17 protein-coding genes and 1 pseudogene are annotated in these 17041 nt (G+C 39.9%); 10 read left to right on the top strand and 8 right to left on the bottom strand.

What is annotated here, in order from left to right; genetic code table 11:
- Positions 1-505: 505 nt before the first annotated feature.
- Entirely contained in the window at positions 506-2176 is a 1671-nt protein-coding gene (locus V7L01_RS08705; RefSeq protein WP_335033769.1) for a transglutaminase family protein, read from the top strand.
- Between the two features lie 87 nt (positions 2177-2263).
- Here the strand turns inward: V7L01_RS08705 and V7L01_RS08710 are convergent, their stop codons facing one another.
- The 4 genes from V7L01_RS08710 to V7L01_RS08725 form a co-directional block, all read right to left on the bottom strand.
- Positions 2264-2956: a hypothetical protein gene (locus V7L01_RS08710; protein WP_335033770.1), complete on the bottom strand. Its 693-nt coding sequence runs from the start codon at positions 2954-2956 to the stop codon at positions 2264-2266.
- Positions 2957-3032: 76 nt separating this feature from the next.
- The gene (locus V7L01_RS08715; RefSeq protein WP_335033772.1) at positions 3033-3731 is read right to left on the bottom strand and encodes a hypothetical protein; all 699 of its coding nucleotides are present in this window, start codon (positions 3729-3731) and stop codon (positions 3033-3035) included.
- A gap of 64 nt (positions 3732-3795) precedes the next feature.
- Positions 3796-4464 (bottom strand): hypothetical protein, encoded by a 669-nt coding sequence (locus V7L01_RS08720; RefSeq protein WP_335033774.1) that lies wholly within the window; start codon positions 4462-4464, stop codon positions 3796-3798.
- A gap of 145 nt (positions 4465-4609) precedes the next feature.
- The gene (locus V7L01_RS08725) at positions 4610-5467 is read right to left on the bottom strand and encodes a PD-(D/E)XK nuclease family protein (protein WP_335033776.1); all 858 of its coding nucleotides are present in this window, start codon (positions 5465-5467) and stop codon (positions 4610-4612) included.
- A 145-nt stretch (positions 5468-5612) separates the two neighbouring features.
- Here V7L01_RS08725 and V7L01_RS08730 point away from each other — a divergent pair, with 145 nt between their 5' ends.
- The 4 genes and pseudogenes from V7L01_RS08730 (at position 5613) to V7L01_RS08745 (ending at position 7728) form a co-directional block, all read left to right on the top strand.
- Complete coding sequence (locus V7L01_RS08730; protein ID WP_335033778.1) at positions 5613-7037, top strand: phosphoglucomutase/phosphomannomutase family protein; 1425 nt, start codon at positions 5613-5615, stop codon at positions 7035-7037.
- A 59-nt stretch (positions 7038-7096) separates the two neighbouring features.
- The gene (locus V7L01_RS08735; RefSeq protein ID WP_069068625.1) at positions 7097-7372 is read left to right on the top strand and encodes a LapA family protein; all 276 of its coding nucleotides are present in this window, start codon (positions 7097-7099) and stop codon (positions 7370-7372) included.
- 13 nt (positions 7373-7385) lie between these two features.
- A pseudogene (locus V7L01_RS08740) lies at positions 7386-7588 on the top strand (DUF433 domain-containing protein).
- Positions 7589-7593: 5 nt separating this feature from the next.
- Positions 7594-7728 carry a DUF29 family protein gene (locus V7L01_RS08745; RefSeq protein WP_335033780.1) on the top strand — a complete coding sequence of 45 codons (135 nt, stop codon included), beginning with the start codon at positions 7594-7596 and terminating at the stop codon, positions 7726-7728.
- A 61-nt stretch (positions 7729-7789) separates the two neighbouring features.
- On the opposite strand, the gene V7L01_RS08750 is transcribed toward V7L01_RS08745, so the two are convergent.
- On the bottom strand, positions 7790-8281 hold the full coding sequence (locus tag V7L01_RS08750; RefSeq protein WP_335033781.1) for a hypothetical protein: 492 nt from the start codon (positions 8279-8281) through the stop codon (positions 7790-7792).
- Between the two features lie 2 nt (positions 8282-8283).
- The gene (locus V7L01_RS08755; RefSeq protein WP_335033782.1) at positions 8284-9255 is read right to left on the bottom strand and encodes a hypothetical protein; all 972 of its coding nucleotides are present in this window, start codon (positions 9253-9255) and stop codon (positions 8284-8286) included.
- 360 nt (positions 9256-9615) lie between these two features.
- Here V7L01_RS08755 and V7L01_RS08760 point away from each other — a divergent pair, with 360 nt between their 5' ends.
- Both V7L01_RS08760 and V7L01_RS08765 read left to right on the top strand, forming a co-directional pair.
- A complete protein-coding gene (locus tag V7L01_RS08760; RefSeq protein ID WP_335033783.1) occupies positions 9616-9837 on the top strand; it encodes a hypothetical protein in 222 nt (73 codons plus the stop codon).
- Positions 9837-10205, top strand: a complete 369-nt coding sequence (locus tag V7L01_RS08765) for a type II toxin-antitoxin system PemK/MazF family toxin (RefSeq protein ID WP_335033785.1) — start codon at positions 9837-9839, stop codon at positions 10203-10205. The genes V7L01_RS08760 and V7L01_RS08765 overlap by 1 nt, the downstream gene beginning before the upstream one ends.
- Before the next feature lie 244 nt (positions 10206-10449).
- Here the strand turns inward: V7L01_RS08765 and V7L01_RS08770 are convergent, their stop codons facing one another.
- Entirely contained in the window at positions 10450-11157 is a 708-nt protein-coding gene (locus tag V7L01_RS08770) for a hypothetical protein (protein WP_335034173.1), read from the bottom strand.
- A gap of 150 nt (positions 11158-11307) precedes the next feature.
- Positions 11308-12030 (bottom strand): Uma2 family endonuclease, encoded by a 723-nt coding sequence (locus V7L01_RS08775; protein WP_335033787.1) that lies wholly within the window; start codon positions 12028-12030, stop codon positions 11308-11310.
- A gap of 421 nt (positions 12031-12451) precedes the next feature.
- Here V7L01_RS08775 and V7L01_RS08780 point away from each other — a divergent pair, with 421 nt between their 5' ends.
- The 3 genes from V7L01_RS08780 to V7L01_RS08790 all read left to right on the top strand — a co-directional run bounded on the left by V7L01_RS08780 (position 12452) and on the right by V7L01_RS08790 (position 16997).
- Positions 12452-15019, top strand: coding sequence for an ATP-binding protein (locus V7L01_RS08780; protein ID WP_335033789.1), 2568 nt, complete (start codon positions 12452-12454; stop codon positions 15017-15019).
- Positions 15020-15273: 254 nt separating this feature from the next.
- Positions 15274-16284 (top strand): DUF4351 domain-containing protein, encoded by a 1011-nt coding sequence (locus V7L01_RS08785; RefSeq protein ID WP_335033791.1) that lies wholly within the window; start codon positions 15274-15276, stop codon positions 16282-16284.
- A 251-nt stretch (positions 16285-16535) separates the two neighbouring features.
- On the top strand, positions 16536-16997 hold the full coding sequence (locus V7L01_RS08790) for a hypothetical protein (protein WP_335033792.1): 462 nt from the start codon (positions 16536-16538) through the stop codon (positions 16995-16997).
- The last annotated feature ends 44 nt before the right edge of the window (positions 16998-17041 follow it).

Raw genomic sequence — 17041 nt, forward strand, 5'->3', positions numbered from 1 at the left:
CGTGTACGTCACAGCAAATGGTTACAAAATTCGATCATAATTTAGTGATGGCAGGAATTCCATCTTTTAAAGTTACATTAAGGCGATCGCCCAGTTGCAGTCCTTCTATCTGTAATTCTTAACATTTGTAAATTTATACTTTTTTGAGGTAGTGTTATTTCTCACGAAAGAGTTTTTCCGAACACATTGTACCGATAATTATGAGTTATAGAGGTTTAAAGCTTAGTTACAGAGCATATGCCACAATTAATTTTAGGCTGTCATTGCTTTAATTTATATCTCGTCAATAGCCAGAATGCATGGCACGATTGCATTTCTCCTCTACGAGACGCTACGCGAACATTTGAAATTTTGCCCAAAGTTGAGTCAGTCGCTTGTGTATTTCCCCGCTCAAGCGAACTAATGTGCCAGTAGGATTTCCCAATCTAGCCAACTTGTCAAGCTAAATTTTGAATTTTGAATTGCTTAAGCGTGCTAAACCATTCAAGAAATATGATTAATTAATATGAGTTTTGCACTCCCCACTTTGACCGTTAGCCAGATGTTTGGGCAAAAGACAATTCGACCGCTTACTGCTGCTACCCTGTGTGGCATTACTTTCATTAAAGACAGATTGATTGCCATTGACAGTCTTAAAGGGCATCTACTAGAAATCGATCCTACTTCTGACAACAGCAAAATTATTAATCCGCATCAAGTTAAAGAATTTACTGATGTCACTGGTCTAGCTGCGTGGGAAGATACCCTGTGGGTGAGCCGAGAAAATAGTGTTTACTTGTGCAATCTCAATGCTTTGGGTCTGGAACATTTTGTAACATTGCCTTATCCTGCTGACGGCGTTGCTGTTTGGGAAACAACAGTTTATGTCAGTTGCCAAAGGTTGGGCTACATTCTGATTTATGACCGCGAAACGCGAAAAGAGATTACTAGGTTTTATGCCCCAGGCGTTGGGATAGAGAATTTAGCAGTCACCCAAGAAATGCTGTGGATTTGCGATCGCACCGAACAATCAGTTTACGCGATGGATAGGGCCACAGGAGAACTGCAATTCAGCGTTCTGACACCCTTTGAATGTCCCACAGGCATAGCAATACGTAAAAATGCCGAAACAGGCGAAGAAAGTATTTACGTCGCTTATGCCTCAGAGGAGGCTTATATTCGGGACAACCCAAATGCCGATCCGAGTCATGAGCTAACGTTCCGCGATCGCACTTTTATTCACCCTCTGTATTATCATTACGATCCAGATAAGCGTTACGCCCTCTCTAACGGCTATCTCATTGAAATGTCTTATGCTGAGGAAATTGCACCCTTAGACGAGGTTTATTTACCCGATGTCGAATGGCGCATCGCCTTACCATCGGAAACTGAGCGTCAAAAGGTAAAACACGTTGAACCCATTGGTATACCCTTTACTGAAGAAGTGGTACAGGGGCAACGTGTAGCTGTCTTTAAATTTGATTCTCTTGCCCCAGGTGAACGACATATATTTGGCTGGAAAGCACTTTTGGAAGTTCGCGGGATTAAGTATCGCATCACACCCAGAGATGTGGAAAATATACCCGAACTTTCCCCAGAATTAGAAACACGCTACCTAGTGGATGACGACGATTTAGCAATGGATACTACCATTGTTCGCCGTGCCGCCAGAGAAGCGATTGGTTCTGAAACCAATGTACTGCGGAAAATGCACAGCATCCGCAACTACGTTTATGATGAGTTGTCTTATGGTATTAAACCTTACATTGACACGCCAGATACAGTTTTAGAACGGGGCGTTGGTTCCTGTGGCGAATATGTCGGCGTTTTACTTGCCCTATCCCGTTTAAATGGAATCCCCTGCCGCACCGTAGGTAGGTACAAATGTCCTCCCCATAGTGACTTAGTAGGAGTACCGCTACAACCAGACTTTAATCATGTTTGGCTAGAATTCTACGTCCCAAATTTTGGCTGGTTGCCAATGGAATCAAATCCTGATGATGTGAGTGAAGGTGGCCCTTATCCGACGCGCTTTTTTATGGGCTTATGCTGGTATCACATTGAAATTGGCAAAGGTATCACCTTTGAAACCGTGACAAGTCAAGGTGAACGGTTAAGCAAAGAAGATATCCCCATCGGTGATTTGGCGATTAATCATATTCGGTTCACAATTCTTAAAGAATTACCGCCTTTTTAAATTAGGGCATTGGTTATTGGGGAAAGACCCTGAGAAAATGAGTAGGGTGTGTCATGCCGTAAGCTAACGCACCTTAATATTCTCTGTTTAACCACAAATTTCGTCTACTTCTGAACTCTTGTTGCTATTCAAGTATTCTTCAAACAATTCAAAAAATTTCTGTAGTGCCTCATGCTCGTCTACAGAATAGAAAAGAATTATTTTAGACCATGATTGACCTGAGTTAATTCCATATTTTTCTTCAACCCATGATTGAAAACCTTGAAATTCCCTTTCTGGCTCAGTTGGAGGTACATCAACTTCTTTTCGAGCCAGACTATATCCTCGCAAAAGCATATCAAGTCTAGTGATTGAATTAGTCCCTAAAAACATTCCTGGTCTTTTCTTTATGTTACTTAGAATCTCGTTGTAAATATCAAACCGAGGAAACATCAAATCCTGACGAAGCCTTAAAACGTCTTCACTTCCTTGAATTTTTGAATCATTTTTCTGTTTTATAAATTTTTCAAATAGTTCAAAAAAACGATAGAAAGCATTTCTGTCACTACCACAGGAAAATATAAGTATTCCAGCCCAAGATTGAGTCAAATTAGTTTTTGCTCTTTCTTGTATCCATTCTTGAAATCCTTCCATTGGGTAGCCTTCTGGAGTTAATCCTAAATCACTTAGTTGACCTAAATACCCCCCGACAAAGGATTTAAGGCAAGTAATTGATGGCTTATCTATGTACATAACGGGATTTTCTTTAATCTTTTGGAGAAGCGTAGAAAGATTCATCATATTAATTACTCCAATTTAATTTAGGGACTAGGGTGTGTTATTATGCCGTAGGCTAATGCACTTTTATACTTCCTGCTTAACCACTAATTTCGTCTACATCTAAACTCTTGTTCCTATTCAAGTATTCTTCAAACAATTCAAAAAACTTATGTAGTGCCTCATGCTCGTCTACAGAATAGAAAAGAATTATTTTAGACCATGACTGACCTGAGTTAATTCCATATTTTTCTTCAATCCATGATTGAAAACCTTCAAATTCCCTTTCTGGCTCAGTTGGAGGTACGCCAACTTCTCTTCGAGCCAGACTATATCCTCGCAAACGCATATCTAGTATAGTAATTGGTGAATTAGCTCCTAAATACATTCCTGGTCTTTTCTTTATATTAGTTAGAATCTCGTTGTAAATATCAAACCGAGGAAACCTCATATCCTCACTAAGCCTTGAAATGCCTTCACTATTTTGACTTTTTGAATCATCTTTCTGCTTTAAGAACTGTTCAAATTCTTCAAAAAACCTATTAAAAGCAGCTCGTTCACTTCCAGAGTAAGAGAGAATTATCCCAGCCCAAGATTGAGTCACATTAGTTTTTGCTCTTTCTTGTATCCACTCTTGAAACCCTTCCATTCCACAAGAGCCTATTGTAGTAAATCCGAGTGTGATTAGACTACTTAAATACCCAGTTAAGAATGAATGAAGACAAGTAATTGATGGCTTGTCTATGTAGATAACTGGATTTTCTTTAATCTTTTGGAGAAGCGTATAAAGCTTATTCATGCCAGCAACCTCTAATTTGATAAAGATTTATTAATTGAACAGCCACATCGCGCTTTTATTGAAGTCAATCTTTACTATCATGAGGGGATGAATTATCTAGCTGTATATCAGCACGAACCACATCACTAATCCATTCTCCTTCAACATTATTGTTAGAATAATTTGCATAATCATCCCATGTCATGGTGTCGCCAGTTGAGTATTCATAAACGACTCCACGAGTTTGATTATTACCATCTCCATCATTTAAATGAATCCACGTTACATAATCACCAGATTGAGGATAACCACCACCAAATTCAATACCTGGATATTGAGCTAAACTTCTAATTGCCCCTGGTACAGGTCGCCAACTTCGATAATGATGAGTTACAAATTTGTCGGGAGAGCCAGGACTCCTATAATGTACTGTTTGGTGAAATTTGTAATTATAAAGAACTGAAGATTGACCTTGTGGGCCACAAACCAAATTAAGTGGATAAAAAGAACAATATCTCTCCTTAGCTTTATTTGGAGCCTGCTCATTTTGAGCTTTATTTGTGCTAATTGCAGCCTTCGCAGTAGAAGCTAATTCCGAGCCAGCAGCAGCACATTCAGGTTGAACAGCACAAGCGTTTAGAGACGACAGCAACGCATAAACAGGTTTAGGTAAAATTCCCTTAAATATTAGAAGTAAAAGAAACGTCCAAATTCCTACTAATCTAAATACAGATTTATTTGTGGTTAATCGCACTAGTCTTAACTCCTTACAACCAAAGATAAAAATCGGTGTATCTGACATCTAGGTTGTCTGATAGGAGTAGAGAATAAGGTCAGTAAAAATACGAGTATTTAGTAGATTTGTTTGAAAACTGAACCAAGCTACATAGGTAAATCAATTAGCTATTAACTCTTAAACTGGGCAATGGATATGATTGATGCTGCTTAAAATCGGCAAACTCACAAATCGAGTTAAATGGGCAAAAGCGGCAATGAGAGCCAGGATTTGGAGGGAATATTTTACTGAAATTACTAGTCTCTTCCTGATATTTTTGCAAATCGTGCTGGTGCTTGTGGGCAATATTCGCCAACTCAAATTTTAAAGATTCTAATTCACTATTATTATTAATAGTAATTAACTCAGATTTTTTACAAATTTCCAAATTATAAAATGATGCAACAGCTTCTCGCCCAGGATAAAGATAACGAGCAGCTAGCAAATAAACTAATGCCTGTCGTTTGTCAAAAGCTGATTTACCAGTTTTGAAATCTAAAATATGTAAAGTTTTATCAGACTCAATAAAAACGCAGTCCATAGCCGCGTATAAGCGAAAGCAATAGTCTTCTTGTTCAACTACTATCGGTTTAGGAAAGCCTTCATCACCCGGAGTTAATTGGATAATATCTTTATCCAAAAGCAACGGCGAATTGTGATATTTTTGCAAAATTTGCAGCACGCGTTGCTGGACTTGAACGCTTGAGTTGCTTAATTTAAGTAGCTGTGCAACTCTTTCTACACCATCTGCTTGCTTCAACAGATGCCTGTGATGATGAAACTCATAAATGCCTTTTTGGGCGAGTATGCCAATGCGCTGGGGTGCGGTGGCTTGCCCTAAAAGCGCTTTGACTTGTGGTTCGTGTTGCCGCGCTTTGATAAACCCCCGTCTCATCTGGCAATGCCAGCGTTCTTGCCCGGTCGCTGGGGCAACTAGAGACCAAAGGTGATAACTGGCAAAAGGTCGATCGGGGGTTGACATTGCTCAGAAACAGTGAGAGAAAATACGGTGGGGAGAAGTTTAAGCTAAGGCTTTCTTAGAAAAGAACTTCGGGGATACTTGCTGCTACACACGCTTTGCGGGAAGCTTTAATAGTACTGATGATGTACGGGAGCAAGTAGCAAAAATGTCCAGCAAGATAAAATTTGGCACTGATGGATGGCGAGGGATTATTGCCGATGACTTTACTTTCCCCAATGTGCGAAAAGTAACAAGAGCAATAGCCACTTACTTGGAAACAGCTTACACAAAAGATAGACCAGTACTTATTGCCTACGATACTCGCTTTTTAGCTGACCAGTTTGCCCAAACAGCGGCCCAAGTTTTGGCAGACTTGGGTTGGACTGTGAAAATTACCGATCGGGATTGCCCCACACCAGTAATTGCCTACAACGCCCGTCATTTAAATTCTGCTGGGGCATTGATGTTTACTGCTAGCCATAATCCAGCACCCTACTGTGGAATTAAATATATACCTGATTATGCTGGGCCTGCCACTCCAGAGATTACTGATACTATTGTGGCAAATATAGAAAGTGCATCGGATGAGTTACCTGGGAATAACCCATCAGGTTCAATTTCAATTTTCGATCCGAAACCAGATTACCTGCAATTTATCTACACTCTACTTGATATAGAAAAGATTAAAAGCGCTAATTTAAAGGTAAAGTACGATGCTTTGTATTCTACCTCTCGCGGCTATTTAGATGAAGTTTTGCAACATAGTGGCGTTCAGTTAGAAAGTTTCCACGATTGGAGAGATGTTTTATTTGGGGGTGGAATGCCAGAACCCAAAGGAGAACAATTAGTTGAGTTAGTGGAAGCAGTAGTTCGCGATCGCGCTGATTTGGGTTTGGCAACGGATGGAGATAGCGATCGCTTTGGTATTGTTGATGAACAAGGAACCGTCCTGACTCCTAATACTGTGCTGTTGGTTCTAGCACGTCATTTAATCAGAAATAAAGGTAAAACTGGCGCGATAGTCCGCACTGTGGCCACAACTCACTTGCTGGATAATTTCGCGGCTAAAAATGGACTGCAAATTTACGAGACAGCAGTCGGTTTTAAATATATCGGCGAAAAAATGCGGGAAACTGCCGTGTTAATCGGTGGAGAAGAATCAGGTGGTTTGAGTATTATCGGGCATATTCCCGAAAAAGACGGGATATTAGCCGATATGCTGGTGGCAGAAGCGATCGCCTATGAAGGTAAACCTCTGAGTCAGATGGTTAAGGAAGCGATCGCCGAAGCCGATGGGCCACTTTACAACAACCGCCTAGACTTGCACCTCACAGAGGCGCACAAAACCGCTGTCATCGACTCCTTTACTAAAAATCCACCAACAGAGGTAGCAGGAATTAAAGTCAAGGAAGTGGGGCGTAAAGATGGTATTAAGCTGTATTTAGAAGAAGGTAGTTGGGTTTTACTGCGTCCTTCCGGTACAGAACCACTGGTGCGCGTCTATCTAGAAACCAATACTCCCGAAAAACTCACCCAAATCGCCCAAGAGCTAGAGAGAATCATTGCTAAATTAGAGGCAGTAGCAGTTTAATTCAGTCAGAATTAGGAGTTATAAGTTAATAATTATTAACTCCTGAGTTTTATCAAACTATGAAAATCGCTCCTTTTTTGACATCTCTAGTTGTAGCGGTTTGGGTAATTGCGATCGCAATTATTTCAGTCCAAAATGCCACACCCGTATCGTTAAAATTCTTAACATTCCAATCTATTCAGATCCCAATGGGTTTAGTGTTGGCTTTTAGTGCCGTTGTCGGGTTAATTGGTATGGCATTGCTGCAACCTCTTTGGGGACTTGCTGGTATTGGCCAGCGTAATTCTCGATTAGAAGACGATGCGGAGTTTTTTGTTGATGATGAAGATTTTTGAGGTTTGAATAGCTGTGCAGTATCAAAACATTATTACAATCGAACCAGGAAAACGAGGTGGTAAGCCTTGTATTCGAGGAATGCGAATTACTGTATACGATGTTTTATCTTATCTTATCTTGCCTCTGGCATGACCTACGAGGAATTGCTTGATGACTTTCCTTATTTGACACAAGAGGATATTTTGGCTTGCCTAAGCTATGCAACCGATCGATAAAGGCTATGAGCGCAACTTATAAAGCAGATTTTAACTTGTGGATTGAACAGACAGCCCAACTATTGCGATCGCATCAAGTGCAGCTTTGCGATCGCTATTATCTCAGAGCGCCTCTAGCCTGTAAGTCTCACACTACATAAAAAAGCCTACGTTGGCAGGCTTTTTAGAAAGTTTTAGGAGAGCGATCGCACTTTTATAAAATCAAAATGTCCATTCGTGATCTGGATCATCTAGGGCGGCGCGAACAGAAGCTAAATTTGCAAGGTCTTTGAAAGGGCTTGATTTAGCAATTTCTGTGATTGAATTTAAGGTAAGGGCTAGTTGCTCATTATTGCCAGATGCGATCGCATTATCAACGACAACAAATAAAGCGCGAAAGTTTTCTGCACGTTCATCAAAAGAGCGATCTAGATACGCCATCAGCAACTCTCGCTGGGCGTTTATCTTGGTGATTGTTTCTTTTTCCCAAGCCTCAATCTCTCGTCTTTTTGTCTTTTCTTGTTCGGCAATTATTTTGTATTCAGTATAGGCTGAAGAAACTGCGTTAACACATTGTGTTTTTTCTAAAGCTGCTATCTCACGCCTTTTAGTCTGTTCTTGCTCTCCAATTTGCTTGTAACTGGAAACAATGCTTACTAACGATTTTGTGGCGTTAACCGCAGTACATATTGTACCGACACTTGGTAAAACCATTGTTAAATACCTCCCAGAGTTTTGTATTTAGCTTGGATGGTTAAAGTAGAAGGATTTAACAGTCCTTGATTATCTAAAATAGGAATTTTCATAATTTCTGCAAGTGCTTTAATTAAAAGTGCTACCTCTTGAAATTTGCTAGCATCGCGATCGCGATTAAAAGGTTGGGCTTCAAGCTTCTGAAGTGCAGATTTAGCACGGTTGTTTAAATTACACACTAAATTTGCTAGTTCCACTGTTCGCCGTTTAACCTGTAAGAGAAAATATTGAGCTGCTTCAATATTGGCAATCTCTACATTGACATTAGCTTCATACTCTCGCGCTTTAGTCAAAGCTTCCTCACCCTTACCAGCAAGTTGAAAACCCCCAACCATCAACGCGGGGCCAAGTGTAATACCTCCCAATACAGCACCACCAACCGCCATACTACCACCGCCTAACCAACCTATGGCTCCAGTCAAAGCCGCAGTACCACTAAGTTGTGAGATAGCGACATTAGTATTCCACAATCCAAAGAACTGGGAAACAGGAACTTTACCAACACTTCTTGCTAAGGTAATTGCACTAGAACCTGCTGCTGAAGCTGCAACGGCTGCTGACACACCACCTTTCACCCACTGTTCAGCTTTGATAACTTCTGTTTTGTACTCCTGAATTTGCTGAGTGGAGATGTCTAATCCAGCTACAATGTCCAGATTGTTTTGGGAAGCTCGCTGACCAATTCTCTCAATAAAAGCTATAAAGTTTGAAATTGTACCCTGCTTGATACGAAGCTGCATTTGACCATAAACTTCTGCTGACTGGTTGGTAATTTCCCAGGCTGCTTTTAAGTTTTGCAAGGTACTTTCGTGTTTTTGTTGAGCCTGTTCACCAATTTCCTTTGCCTGGTTCATATTGCCAATGCCTTTAGCACTTTTTACTGCTCCGAAGGCTCCAGTAGCCAAAGCAGCAGCACCCAAAATCAATGGAATCATGAAATACTCCTGATTGTAATTAGTATTTGGTTAGTACTTGTCTACGGGTTAAGCATAAGTATAAGGCATCACCTTATACTTATGCTTCCCGGAGATACTCACTAAAGAACATTCAGAAGGTATAAATTTGAGACTGCGATGAATACAGTTGTCAATCCTGCTCGTGTTGAGTGCGATCGCTGTGGGAGGCTAACACCTCAATGCAATGGATAAGCGATCGCTCATGACTGTAGATTGATTTGAAGTGAGGAAACCTAAAAATTTATGTATCTTCAGCAACTACACGACTTGTGCATAGTAGCTTTTTAACGCCTTGCCGCAGGCATCACAACTGTTAGGATAAGACACAGGAGGTTAATTATGTCCAATACTGCCCAAGAGATATACAGCCAAGTTGTTTGTAACTTGTCACCAACTGAGCGGCTACGTTTGGCAACCCTGATTCTAAATGAGCTAGTCGAGCAAAACTTATCTATCATCGACCAAAGTGATACCTGGACTGAACAAGATCGGCTTGATTTAGCATCCTTCTCCTTAGAGTATGCAGCTTCAATTTTCCCTGAAAGCGAGGAGACAGTTTAGTGACGTTCAATCCCGGTGATGTAGTCACAGTTGATTTTCCCGGTGTCACTGGTATTAAGCGTCGTCCTGCTGTAGTTCTGTCATCTGCCACTTATCACGCAACTCGTCCCGATGTGATCATTGGACTCATCACTACTCGGACAACTGCCCTTGGAATTACTGATTACACACTTCAGGATTGGGCAGCAGGTTTGCGGGTTGCGTCTGTTTTCAGAAGTTTTATCGTCACCTTACCACCCTCTGCTAATTTGGTTTGGATTGGTCACTTATCAGAACTTGATTGGAAAGGTGTTCGTGCGTGTGTCAAGATAGCTCTGACTGAATTAGATGATTCTAAACCATCATCGAATGCATCATCTAACTCATAGAAATTTATGTATCTTTAGCAACTACACTACTTGTGCGATCGCACAGGGGCTAAAATCTCAATGCAATGGATAAGCGATCGCACATCACTGTAAATTGATTTGAAGTAAGGAAACCCAACAATTACTGAGCATCAATCCAAATTTTCATGCTATCAATAGAGGAAAGTCTGTTCGCTGTGCTGCAAACAATAGACGTTCATGCAAGTATTTTAATATCACGTACTTTTATTTAACTCTAGTTATTTTAGGTTAGTTGTAGCTTCAGATAATCAATAAAGTCCAAAATTTCTATATCAGTGAGTTGTAGACGCGATCGCTTGCCATATTTTTGCTGTAAATACTCCCTTCCCTGCTCTGGAGTCCAATTTAATTGAGCTAAATATGTGTCAGTTTTAGCTATAAAAACATCACGAGGTTCAACCGTTTTTATACTGTCAGCTATTTCTGGTTGAGATTGATTTTTATCTTGATTAAAATTGTGAATTTTATTAATTTTTAAACTTACTTTTTGCCCTAAAGCTTGCCAGTCTAATTCCTTATGCCCATCCCAACTAACACCTACAGAACGATAAGTTATTGGATCGTAAATATTACAGAATACTACTTTTTTATCTCCAGGACTAACGGCAATAGTAAGTGGATGAAGCAATTGTTCAAGAGTAAGAATATCTAAAGATAGCAATAAACCTTTACAAAAATAGGTATCACTTCCTGAGCGGATAATATAAGGTTTATCTGCCAAAACATTTAAATCTGTTCTGATAACTTCTCCGAATGTATTTTCAACTTTTTTATTAACTTCTATCCCTGTAATTACCCCAGTCAAGGCTCTTTCATAAATTGGGATACGTTTTTCATCTTCAGCAAGCATATACCAACAATGATCGGATTCTCTGCTAACAAAGACATATTGAGGTTTTGGGACTGCTCCAAATCCTAATTTAACTTCCATATTTTTGATGCAGGTTTTGGTAAATATATTTATTGAGCAACAAGCCATGACGATTTGCACCATCAAGCTATGAGTTGCTTTATAGATATAATTCCCTACCCAGGAAGCTAATTAACATTAAGGCAGCAAAAAATACAAAATTTGGTGAATCTATAACAAACTTTCGGGATCGACACCTAGCGCATTCAACCTTTCAATTAACATTTTCACCTGTTGTTCTGCTTCCACTCGTCGCTGTTCTTCAAAAGCTGTGCGTTCTTCCGCTTCCCTGATGCGTTCTTCTGGTGTCAGCAATTTTTGCCCTTCCTCGTCATACCAGTACAGCCACTCCCGCACTATACCCTGATAAATTCCCCGTTCTCGCCCAATTCCTAAACCAATTTCTGGCAGCCAAACGGGATTTCCTGACATTAAGATATATTCCCCATCAACTAGGTGATACACCTCCAAAGGTGTCTTTCTACGCCGAAGCGGACTATATACAACGTAGTACAAAATTCCTAATTCTTTGGCATAGAATTCTTGCTTGCTGCTATATTCTTCCCGATATATTTGGGAAACAACTTCTAGTGCTAAAATTGGCTGCTTCTTTTCTTCCCACAGCACATAACTTAGGCGTAAATCCTCATCGATGAAGCGTTTAACTCCTAAGCTAAGAAACCCATCAGGGACGATGGCTGGTTTGTCTGGGTGATAATAAATACCCATATCAACACCAAAGAACCAATCCCAACGATCGCACCAAACCAAAGCCAGTGTCGTTTTCAGCAAGCCGGGAATTAAATTTTGGAGTTCATTATCCACAGCAGTATCATCTGAGTCGGGTAGTTCTTCGGAAGATGGCAAACAATGCAGTGGATTGTAGTTTAACATGAGCGGTTTTGCCAAATCTGATTCTAGATAGATTGTAGGTAATCTATTGATGTGCGATCGCAGCGCAAAAATGAAAAACCATTTTTAGCGTGGGTGTAGCCCATCATAGACATCGCCTTCTGTCTTTCTTCTCAGTAATTAAGTACTTGAAGTGTAAAATCTTTACATTAAATTCGTGGTTTTTCGGTACTGACTACCAGAGTGTCTAACTGACAATAGCAAAAAAGGGTGGAATATTGTTCAACTAGAACATTCCAGAAGTCGCAGAGTATTCAATTTCATGGTGAATTTGGTAGCTGGGCTGATTACCTATATCTACCAGGAGAAAAAGTCTTCTCTCAACCTTGACTCAGAAAATGTGGCGCGGCTGGAACTTAGCTGATTTTTAGCCCGATTTTTGAGTCGTACTTAAGTATCAGATATGTCACCACAGATCCATTCACGAATTTTAATCAAAAATTTTTTAACTGTTTTTTTGCCATTGTCAGCGTTAGTTGGGGGTATTTTAGGGGCTATCTACTATCAGCAGCTACAAACTGAGAAAGTTTTATTAAAAACGAATGAACTCGGCAAGGTAGATTTACAAACAAAAGTAATTAGCGCAGATTTTCACTCCGTTGTTTCAGATTTGATGGTTATCTCTGGAGAAAACGAGTTACAGGGAATTTTAGAAGGAGTGGATGGACAACAACAAGCACTTTCCAAAGAATTTTTATTATTTTCTCGATATAAAAAACTTTACGATCAAATTCGCTTTTTGGATCGATCGGGTAAGGAAGTTGTCAGAGTCAACTTCAAACAAGGTGAACCAGGGATTGTCCCCGAAGAAAAGCTGCAAGTGCAAGCCAAGCGCTATTGGTTTAATGACACTTTGCGGCTGAACCAAGGACAAGTGTTTGTCTCTCCCCTTGACCTAAATATTGAACGAGGTCAGGTTGAACAACCCCTCAAGCCAATGATCAGGTTTGGCACTCCTGTTTTTGATAGTCGTGGACAGAAACGAGGCATCGTGGTGTTAAATTATTTCGGCAGCAAACTGCTGGAAAATTTTAATCAAACCCTCGGTAACGCCCCTAGCCAGGGAATGCTGATAAATGCCGATGGCTACTGGTTAAAAGGGGCGAAATCTGATGATGAATGGGGATTTATGTTTCCCGATCGCAAAAACCGGACTTTTGGCAAAGCTTTTCCCCAAGCATGGCAACAAATTTCTCAAAAAGAATCGGGACAATTCCAAATTGCTGAGGGAATGTTCACTTTTACCACAGTCTACCCGCTTGTCGAAGGGCAAAAATCTAGTACGGGAGCAGGACAGGCTTTTGCACCAAGCCAAAATCAAATTGACACCAAGTCGTATTACTGGAAGATTGTCTCATGGGTGTCGCCAGAGACGTTGACGACCAAATCAAACCGATTTTTGAGTCAATTGCTACCGCTATATGCTGGGTTGGTAGGACTAATTGGCATTGGTTCTTGGCTACTAGCAAAAGCTAGTGTCAATCGTCAGATGGTACAGCTAGAGTTAAGGCAGTCTGAAGCTCAGTTGCGAGAGCTAGTTGAGCGGGAAAAAATTCTTAAAACTTGTCTATCTAGTCAAATTCGGAACTCGCTGGATCTAAATACGATTTTGAGTACAGTAGTGGGTGAAGTTCGGGAACTGCTCCAAATCGATCGATGCCAGTTTCTTTGGTGCGATAAACAAGATGAATCTACTAGCTTTGAACTCAGTCAGGAAGCCTGCGCTCCCGATTTGCTAAATTCCTTGGGCTATTCTCCTATTCAGAAGGTGGAAGTGCTGAGTGAGGCTGTTCTACGAGGGGATTTGCTTTGCTTAGATGACATTGCTACAGATTCCTGGCTTGATTCCAAAAATCGGGATTTACTAGTGACTTGGGGCTTTAAGTCTCTATTAACAGTTTCGGTTCAAACTCAGTCGGGTCGCTTGGGTGTAATTGTCTGCGAACATAGTAGAGCGCTTCGTTGCTGGAGTGATGATGAAGTGGAACTGATTCGAGGTGTGGCTGACAAGTTAGCGATCGCTATTGACCAGGCACAATTGTATAATCAAAGCCGCGCTGCTACTGCTGCGGCTAATGCCCAGGCAGAACAACTCAACCAAGCTTTGCATAATTTAAAACAGACTCAAGCTCAACTGATTCAGACCGAAAAAATGTCCAGTTTAGGTCAATTAGTGGCTGGTGTAGCTCATGAAATCAATAACCCAGTTAACTTCATTTATGGCAATCTAACCCATGTAAGTGAATATACGTTGGGCTTGTTGAAACTAGTAGAACTCTATCAAAAGTCCAATACTAATTCAGCATCGGAAGTGCAAGCTCATATAGAAGCGATCGACCTTGACTTTATGGCTGAGGATCTACCTAAAATATTAGTTTCAATGAAAATGGGAGCTAATCGCATTCGTGAAATAGTTCTATCCTTGCGGAATTTTTCTCGACTTGACGAAGCGGATATGAAGCCTGTCAACATTCATGAAGGTATTGATAGCACATTACTAATTTTACAAAATCGCTTCAAACAAACGCCTGGAAATGCCGGAATTGAAATAGTCAAGGAATATGGTGATATTCCCTTAGTAGAGTGCTATGCCGGACAACTGAATCAGGTGTTCATGAATCTCATCAGTAATGCTATTGATGCCCTGGATAGTTACAACAATCAGCGAACTCCTGAGAACATAGAAGCTAACCCCAGCCAGATTGTAATTCGTACTGATTTACGCAATTCGGATCGCATAACTGTACAAGTTGCAGATAATGGCCCCGGCATGACCGAAGTAGTAAAGCAACGACTATTTGACCCTTTCTTTACCACAAAACCCGCAGGTAAAGGCACAGGATTAGGACTGGCAATTAGCGCTCAGATTGTCGCAGAAAAACACAATGGAGCAATTTGGTGCATTTCAGAACTAGGAAAGGGAGCAGAATTTTGGGTTGAGATTCCGATTAAGCAGAATTCTGATAATTAAGCGATCGCCTTCAAGTAATCTACATCAAAAAAGGGCAGGTATAAAACCCGCTCTTAAAATAATAAGTATTTAAATTAAACTAGCGATCGCAACTTAATTAGCGATTCAGAGCGCATTCAAAGAAACCTTTGGTGCTTCTTTTTTTTCTGTGCTAATGTCGCCCAGCTTTTACCGAATGACTTCTGAATGCTATGGTTGAGCGACGCAAAACTTAATGTTAGGATTTTTAAAAAATTATCATCTGCAATCAATTCATGACTAATGTTAGCGATGTCTACGATGGGCTACGCCTACGCGCTGATTTTGATAGCCCTTGGAAAGAAATTATAGAAGCTTATTTTCCCCAAGCAATGCATTTCTTTTTTCCCGAAACTTCTGCATTAATTGATTGGGAACGTCCCTATGAATTTCTAGATAAAGAATTTCAACAGATAGCTCGTGAAGCTGAACAGGGTAAAAGATATGCCGATCAATTAGTCAAAGTTTGGCAAACCCAAGGCGAAGAACTTTGGTTATTAGTCCATGTTGAAATTCAGGCACAAAAAGAAGATAACTTTGCCAAGCGGATGTTTACCTACAATTTTCGCATATTTGACCGCTTCGATCGACCAGCGATTAGCCTTGCAATTCTCTGCGATTCAAACCGCGAATGGCGACCAAGCAATTACAGTTACAATTATCCTAATACTCGCTTAAATTTTGAATTTGGTAGTGTTAAACTTTTGGATTATGAAAATCGCTTTCACGAGTTAGAAAATAGCGATAATCCATTTGAAACTGTCGTCATGGCGCATTTGAAAACGCAGCAGACACGTTCATCAGCCGAACAACGCAAAATATGGAAATTTAGTTTAATTCGCAGACTATATGATTTGGGCTTAGAAGAGCAGGATATTCGTAATCTGTATCGATTTATCGATTGGGTTATGATATTACCAAAGGCATTGGAAAATCAGTTTTGGGAAGAGTTTAAACAATTTGAGCAGGAGCGGACTATGAGATATGTAACGACAGGTGAGCGCATCGGCTACGAGCGCGGAAAACAAGAAGGTAAACAAGAAGGTAAAGAAGAAGGTAAAAAAGAAGGTGAACAACAGCTTATTTTAAGGTTACTACAAAGACGAGTGGGAGAATTATCACCAGAATTGCAAGAGCGCATCAAATCTCTTTCTTTAAATCAATTAGAAACCCTTGGCGAAGCTTTGTTAGATTTTACTGCTATGGAAGATTTACTTAACTGGTTGCAAACAAATCAATCAGCTTAAAATCTATTTTTATGAAACCTGTAAAAAATACATCTACTCACTTACCCCATACAGGATTTTTTGGACTTAGTTCGATGAGTTTTTCTAGTTTACTAAATCAGAGGTTGACTTGGCCAAAGAATTTTAACCTTAACCCCGAAGATAACAAATAGAAAAGTTTAATGAATCATTTAGGATTGCTATATATTTTGATTAGCCAAGTTCATCTTGCAAATCCCTCGAAAAAACCTTAAAAAGTAGGGCTGTTTAATTTGATAGAAAATTATTACCCAAGTTCGGTTTCTCAAAACATTATTAATAATTGCTTACCTTGGCAGTCAGGGAAAAATATGAGCTTTGGAGATTTTAATGAACAATATACATTACATGATTCTTATTGGATAGGTATTTTCTATAACATTGGATATGAACAAGCCATAACTTTAGCTATTGGCTGGGATTCTGTTTGGTTGCCTGATGAAATAAAAAAAAGTATTACAGTCGGTGAACCCTATATTTTCATCCGATTAACGGGTGTTGAACAGATAAGTACGGCTAATTATATTGATATTGGAAATATTTCTAGAGTCATAGTGGGTTGCGAATTTGAAAAGATAGAGGGCAAGAAGTTTTTGGCTATTGATGATGTGTTTGGAGGACAAATTAATATTCTCTACAAAGGTGAGGAAACCTTCTTGGCATTAGAAAAAAATAGAAGGATTTTGAATATTTAAACTATCTAAGTAATGTACATAAAAAAGGGCAGGTATAAAACCCG

Source organism: Nostoc sp. (assembly GCF_036917095.1).
Lineage (GTDB): Bacteria > Cyanobacteriota > Cyanobacteriia > Cyanobacteriales > Nostocaceae > Nostoc.

What these genes read in the sequence shown, in the direction of transcription:
- V7L01_RS08710 (WP_335033770.1), bottom strand. Translation starts at nt 2,956, where the DNA reads ATGATGAATCTTTCTACGCTTCTCCAAAAGATTAAAGAAAATCCCGTT.
- V7L01_RS08730 (WP_335033778.1), top strand. Translation starts at nt 5,613, where the DNA reads ATGTCCAGCAAGATAAAATTTGGCACTGATGGATGGCGAGGGATTATT.
- V7L01_RS08755 (WP_335033782.1), bottom strand. Translation starts at nt 9,255, where the DNA reads ATGATTCCATTGATTTTGGGTGCTGCTGCTTTGGCTACTGGAGCCTTC.
- V7L01_RS08770 (WP_335034173.1), bottom strand. Translation starts at nt 11,157, where the DNA reads ATGGAAGTTAAATTAGGATTTGGAGCAGTCCCAAAACCTCAATATGTC.
- V7L01_RS08735 (WP_069068625.1), top strand. Translation starts at nt 7,097, where the DNA reads ATGAAAATCGCTCCTTTTTTGACATCTCTAGTTGTAGCGGTTTGGGTA.
- V7L01_RS08745 (WP_335033780.1), top strand. Translation starts at nt 7,594, where the DNA reads ATGAGCGCAACTTATAAAGCAGATTTTAACTTGTGGATTGAACAGACA.
- V7L01_RS08715 (WP_335033772.1), bottom strand. Translation starts at nt 3,731, where the DNA reads ATGAATAAGCTTTATACGCTTCTCCAAAAGATTAAAGAAAATCCAGTT.
- V7L01_RS08780 (WP_335033789.1), top strand. Translation starts at nt 12,452, where the DNA reads ATGTCACCACAGATCCATTCACGAATTTTAATCAAAAATTTTTTAACT.
- V7L01_RS08775 (WP_335033787.1), bottom strand. Translation starts at nt 12,030, where the DNA reads ATGTTAAACTACAATCCACTGCATTGTTTGCCATCTTCCGAAGAACTA.
- V7L01_RS08750 (WP_335033781.1), bottom strand. Translation starts at nt 8,281, where the DNA reads ATGGTTTTACCAAGTGTCGGTACAATATGTACTGCGGTTAACGCCACA.
- V7L01_RS08760 (WP_335033783.1), top strand. Translation starts at nt 9,616, where the DNA reads ATGTCCAATACTGCCCAAGAGATATACAGCCAAGTTGTTTGTAACTTG.
- V7L01_RS08725 (WP_335033776.1), bottom strand. Translation starts at nt 5,467, where the DNA reads ATGTCAACCCCCGATCGACCTTTTGCCAGTTATCACCTTTGGTCTCTA.
- V7L01_RS08705 (WP_335033769.1), top strand. Translation starts at nt 506, where the DNA reads ATGAGTTTTGCACTCCCCACTTTGACCGTTAGCCAGATGTTTGGGCAA.
- V7L01_RS08785 (WP_335033791.1), top strand. Translation starts at nt 15,274, where the DNA reads ATGACTAATGTTAGCGATGTCTACGATGGGCTACGCCTACGCGCTGAT.